Origin of the sequence: Nostoc sp. DedQUE02, assembly GCF_034531035.1 — a bacterium.
Lineage (GTDB): Bacteria > Cyanobacteriota > Cyanobacteriia > Cyanobacteriales > Nostocaceae > Nostoc.
Genome location: NZ_JAVRBY020000130.1, coordinates 1 through 5,096, shown reverse-complemented (window position 1 = coordinate 5,096; position 5,096 = coordinate 1). Strand labels below are relative to the sequence as shown.

Below are 5,096 nucleotides of genomic sequence, written 5' to 3'. Positions count from 1 at the left end.
ACTCTTAATCGTGACGTATTTGCTGCTTATAAAGCTAGTTTGGGCTACATTTGGGCCTAATTTTTGTCTAAGTCCCGTTAGATAATTACTATTTTTTAGTGCGGTTCTCATTTCAGTGACAATTAGCTACAGGACTGTTCGTCATCTTTTTCCAAGATGGAAATTAATTCAAACACTCGCATATTTTCTCCCGTCCAAACTTGATCTAGTAACCGCAAATTTTCAAGGGTTAAGTCGCTCTCTTTCACTATCGATACATTTGTTTTGCCCAGCGCTATCAACAAATCTTCAAATACAACTAACCCATTAAACTCCAAGTCTTGAATCTCGGCTGATGCTAAGGCTGACAATCGCTCACCACAAATCTCAATCATGAACCAACCAGATAAGCATTAGGCATTGTCATTGCCGCTATTAACTGGTATATCGAAATGCAATACGTCTTCGCGATCGTCCAGCTTCTACATCACTGAGATTATCGCCAATAAACCAAGAATTTGCTAAATCTATATTTTGTTCGCTAGCTGCACGTAAAATCAAGCCTGGTTTTGGTTTACGACATTCGCAAGCAATTGCATATTTAGATATTACACCATTTGGATGATGGGGACAGTAATAGAACCCATCTAGCGATAGATCCGCATCTTAAATTTAATACCACTTGCAAAAGACGACAACAGTGTTGCCGTGTCTACCGTGAGCGTTCGTGTCCAGCCCATTGAAAACTATTTTGATTCATGTTGTGCTGTGTGAAAAGCCATCTGCCAGAAATTATGTTCAAATTTTGCCACCATTAAAAAAGATTCTTCAGCTTGTTTTTGAATATCTTCCTGTGTCGTTTCTAAAACCTCATCAACTTGCTGTGACAAAAGTTTTACATATTTTGTAAAATCGATATTTCCCCATCTTTCTGCAAATTCATTGTAAGGTGTAGGCATCTTACCTGGTAGTTGCCAACCTTGATTATAGGCAAATTCAATAGCCCAAAATGCAGTTGCTTGTACAGGATAAGGCTTGTCTGCAAGACTCTGCATATATTCACAGTATTCTCTACAGGTTGGTTGTTTTTTTATATTAAGATTGAGTTGTCGTTGGGTAGCTTTTTCTTGAAACCAATTGAGTTCGTCTTTAAGAGCTGCCAGTCCTCCAAGTATCACATCAAAATGTTCTAGAGGTGCGCTGGCTAATACTCGCCCTACCATCCGCGTAAATTCCACAACAAACAGATAATCTTGCATCAACCATGTATTAAATTGCTGGGGTTGAATTATACCTAATTGACACTGTTCTAGGAAGGGATGCACAGTTGCTTCTTGCCAATCTTGAGCGTGATTTTGTAAAAGAAGTTTGCAGGTAATAGTCATTTTGGCTCAATAGGTGTTTCGGGGAGATGGAATGGAGAGGAATAGACTGCTAAGGGAGATCCAATAAATAAATCAGCCCAGCCGTATCAATAATATTTTTGGCAAAACTGAGAGATTTAGGCGCTTTCGCCTTGAGGGCGAAAGTGACGGCTGGGCTGAATTTATTCTTGACAAGTGCCTAAGATTCTAACGATTCTACCTCCGCTGAGGTGACATCTAGTAGTCTGTCAAGCCAACTTTGCGTTGTGGTCAGCAGAGGAGCGGAGGGGCAGAGGGGCAGGGGGGAAAGACTTACTGCAATTTTCTCCCCTGCTCTCTTGCTTACCTCCATGTAGCAATTTTGGGTTGGTACACTACTAGTACGATTCATGCAGACTACTCGGAGAATTTCGGTTTCGATTTCGAGTAGTTTTTAGACCAGCAGCCTGCATCGGTTGCTCTAACTATCACAGGGTTGAGTACGGCGGCAATTTGTTAGTCTGTGGCATATATCCATGTTTGGTGGGATGGTGCGAATCTTCCAGAGTTCATCAATCCTTAGTAACTGGCTAAATGGTCATTTATTTGGAGCCTCTTGTTTAATCTGACTTTTCACAGTATCTGAAAAAATCAGTGGGTGTGGGGTGTAGTAAGACTTTCTGTCTTTCCCTATACCCAAACTTGCAACCCTACCTCCAGACTTATTTTTTGCTAATTAGTCCTTAAAATATCATCAATAAGTATTTCTCAGGAAACTAAATTAGGAGCTGGAACCCAAGCTATTTCAAGAGTTCCTGACTTAACGGGAAAAGTCAGGTTTCCTGTATTTGAAAATCGGGTGAATTAGTAAAAAAATACTTCAATACCTTAAATCGAAGAGGGTAGGTGCTATATGTTTATAAATACAAATCATCTTGCTCACGAATGAGCGCGTAGATGCGAAATGGTTTTAAGTAGCTTTTATACCTGCTATATAAGTATTGAAAAGCATATTTTTGTAAATAAAAAGACTCAGAGCTGAATACTAAAAAAAGGACATCAGTATGGTGATTACTAGACGGGATGCACTCAACTTAATCGCAAAGAGTACGCTTATGCTACCGGTAGGAGCTTTGAATATGGGAGCTGGCCAGTTCAGCCCACAAATTCAACCTTTTCAACAGCCATTTCGGATTCCACCTGTTCTCAATCCTGTACATAGTGACTCTACTGGAGATTACTACGAGATTACTATGCAACAAACCCAAGTAGAGATTTTACCAGGATTAAGCACTAAAATTTGGGGCTACAATGGCATCACGCCTGGCCCTACTATTCGCGCGCAACGCGGTAGACAATCAATAGTACGTTTTATTAATAATTTGCCTGAATCAATGGTAATCCATCTGCATGGGATGGCTTCTTTACCTCAGTATGATGGTTATGCAGAAGACTTTATTCCCTTTGGTTACTACAAAGATTATATCTATCCTAACAACCGGGCGGCTACCCTCTGGTATCATGACCACGCGCTTCACCAAACCTCGCGTCATGTGTATATGGGGTTAGCAGGCATGTACATTATTGAGGATGACCTAGAGTTAAATCTGCCTTTGCCGAAAGGAGACTACGATATACCTTTGATTATTCAAGATAAAAGATTTGACAGTGATGGCTCCCTTATTTTTGACGATCGCCGTCAAAGAGGTCTATATGGCGATATCATGCTGGTGAATGGAGTACCTTATCCTCGGATGGAGGTAGCGAATCGCAAGTATCGTTTCCGAATATTAAATGCAGGTACTTCCCGCACATGTCAACTACAACTGAGTACAAAAGATGATTTAATTATCATCGCCTCCGATGCTGGATTACTCAGCGCTCCCGTCAGAACGAAAAATCTACGGATTGGTGTCGCTGAACGTTATGAATTTATTATCGATTTTTCTAAATACCCCATTGGTACCCAAATAGTGTTACAGAATCCTATATTCTCAAGCAACATCGATTCTGACAGTCGTACTCAGCAAATAATGCGTTTTGATGTGGTTAGGCAAGAAAGCGATGATAGTGAGATACCCAATACTTTACGTCCTGTGCAGATAATACCAGTATCTTCAGCAGTCAGAGCCAGAACCTTTAGGTTTGGTCGTGGCAACCAACTATGGCAGATTAACAATAGAACTTGGGATAAAAACAGGGTCGATGCCAATCTGAGTGTCGGTGATGTTGAGATTTGGAACCTCGTAAATACTGGAGGTGAGTGGGTACATCCAGTACACATTCATCTTGTAGATTTACAGATGATAGACCGCAATGGCTTGCCACCATTACCTTATGAACGAGGTTGGAAAGATGTATTCTTGGTGGAATCCGGTCAAACTGTACGGGTAATAGCCAAATATGGACCTCATGCAGGTAAGTATATGATGCACTGTCATAACTTGGTTCATGAAGACCACGATATGATGACTCAATTTGAGGTCGGCTCAGGGGGAGCAGATCCAATCACAACAGCGAAAGCAAAACCACTTCCCGCACCACCCTTCTAAAATTTTAGTCTCCATACAGTTGTCGATCGAATTTTTCCATTTTCTCCATATCATAAGGATGAGGTGGTTGAGGATTAGTACCTTGGACTATGGGTTTTGGTGTTTGCTTAGAAGTTGACTCTAATGTTTTTGCAGAACTCTCCTGTTTTTGATTATTTTGTGTGGTTTTAGAGGATCGAACAGTTTCAGTTGGTTCTAATTTCACCTGCGGCTGAGGATTAGTTACAGTCACTTCCGCAATCAATGCTACGTTTTGTGACAGCGGCATACTAAAACCGATTGGAGCTAAAAACAACGAAGAAAGAAACATAATTATTGACACAAAAAATATTTTCAACATGAATTTTTCTCTTTTAGTGAAGAGGAACTTTTACCTCAATCGTAGCTTAAGAAACTGTCAATCATTTTATTTTGAAGTAGTCCCAATGCTAAAGGCTAATATTATTTCTTAGCTGCTTGCACACGCCCTTTTCTACCTTGTGTCACCTTCGATTCTGACCCTGACTTGCTGGGCTTAACCATTTGCATCAAGTGCTGATTTAGATAACTCTGCGCCGAGATATAAAGACTTTCCTAAATCTCTTGATTGCGGCTGATTTTTGTACCTACTGTATTTCCTGTTGTTTTATCCGACACCAAGTATTTACGGAAATAGTTATTCCACAAGTGTTGCAGAAAATCTTTGGCAAATTCGTTAAACGGCAGAATCCATTTATAGTCTTTGTCCAAAAATACCCGATATGATGCGATTATCGGTAGTGCCAGGTCAGTTGGCGCACCAAACCCAAAAGAGTACTTGCTGTCAGGTAATAACGTCGTTTTACGTGTATCAATTGATGCTAAGTCATTAGCCCCCTTTCTTCTGGAGTTGCTGATATATTCTTGAATTATTTCGTAGAGTCTTTGCTCTATCCACAGAGCATGAGTCAAGAGAGGCAAAAGTGCAGTTAATCTTTCCCTTTCTGCGTCTGTGATGTTACTTGGAAGACTCATCCCTACTGGGTGTTTGGTTCGTTTATTGCCGTCGGGGTTATATTTATTTCTGTCGAGGCAGTAAAGGAGCTTCAGCAAATGGGTGACATTACACTGGGCATTTCTGGGAGCGCCGCTTTGATTTTGGTAATAGGCGATGCGGAATTTTCTATCGGGACTTAAACAAAACAGGAAATTAAAAAAGACTATAATGCTTAAATAGCAAAGCTTTCACGTGAAAGTAAGCTGA

At 40.5% G+C, this 5,096-nt stretch carries 5 protein-coding genes and 1 pseudogene; 1 reads left to right on the top strand and 5 read right to left on the bottom strand.

Annotated features, from left to right (window positions below; translation table 11 throughout):
* Positions 1-122: 122 nt before the first annotated feature.
* From RMX98_RS36030 to RMX98_RS36020, 3 genes are all read right to left on the bottom strand, one after another.
* Positions 123-374 (bottom strand): hypothetical protein, encoded by a 252-nt coding sequence (locus RMX98_RS36030; RefSeq protein WP_322681137.1) that lies wholly within the window; start codon positions 372-374, stop codon positions 123-125.
* A gap of 40 nt (positions 375-414) precedes the next feature.
* Complete coding sequence (locus tag RMX98_RS36025; protein WP_409882106.1) at positions 415-573, bottom strand: HAD hydrolase-like protein; 159 nt, start codon at positions 571-573, stop codon at positions 415-417.
* A 152-nt stretch (positions 574-725) separates the two neighbouring features.
* The gene (locus RMX98_RS36020; protein ID WP_322681139.1) at positions 726-1,364 is read right to left on the bottom strand and encodes a TenA family transcriptional regulator; all 639 of its coding nucleotides are present in this window, start codon (positions 1,362-1,364) and stop codon (positions 726-728) included.
* Positions 1,365-2,461: 1,097 nt separating this feature from the next.
* On the opposite strand from RMX98_RS36020, the gene RMX98_RS36015 reads away from it, so the two are divergent.
* The gene (locus RMX98_RS36015) at positions 2,462-3,874 is read left to right on the top strand and encodes a multicopper oxidase family protein (protein WP_409882105.1); all 1,413 of its coding nucleotides are present in this window, start codon (positions 2,462-2,464) and stop codon (positions 3,872-3,874) included.
* Positions 3,875-3,878: 4 nt separating this feature from the next.
* On the opposite strand, the gene RMX98_RS36010 is transcribed toward RMX98_RS36015, so the two are convergent.
* The gene (locus RMX98_RS36010; RefSeq protein WP_322681141.1) at positions 3,879-4,214 is read right to left on the bottom strand and encodes a hypothetical protein; all 336 of its coding nucleotides are present in this window, start codon (positions 4,212-4,214) and stop codon (positions 3,879-3,881) included.
* Positions 4,215-4,315: 101 nt separating this feature from the next.
* Positions 4,316-5,020, bottom strand: a pseudogene (locus RMX98_RS36005) (AIPR family protein); the annotation flags it as partial.
* Positions 5,021-5,096 lie beyond the last annotated feature (76 nt).

What these genes read in the sequence shown, in the direction of transcription:
- RMX98_RS36030 (WP_322681137.1), bottom strand. Translation starts at nt 374, where the DNA reads ATGATTGAGATTTGTGGTGAGCGATTGTCAGCCTTAGCATCAGCCGAG.
- RMX98_RS36020 (WP_322681139.1), bottom strand. Translation starts at nt 1,364, where the DNA reads ATGACTATTACCTGCAAACTTCTTTTACAAAATCACGCTCAAGATTGG.
- RMX98_RS36015 (WP_409882105.1), top strand. Translation starts at nt 2,462, where the DNA reads ATGGGAGCTGGCCAGTTCAGCCCACAAATTCAACCTTTTCAACAGCCA.
- RMX98_RS36010 (WP_322681141.1), bottom strand. Translation starts at nt 4,214, where the DNA reads ATGTTGAAAATATTTTTTGTGTCAATAATTATGTTTCTTTCTTCGTTG.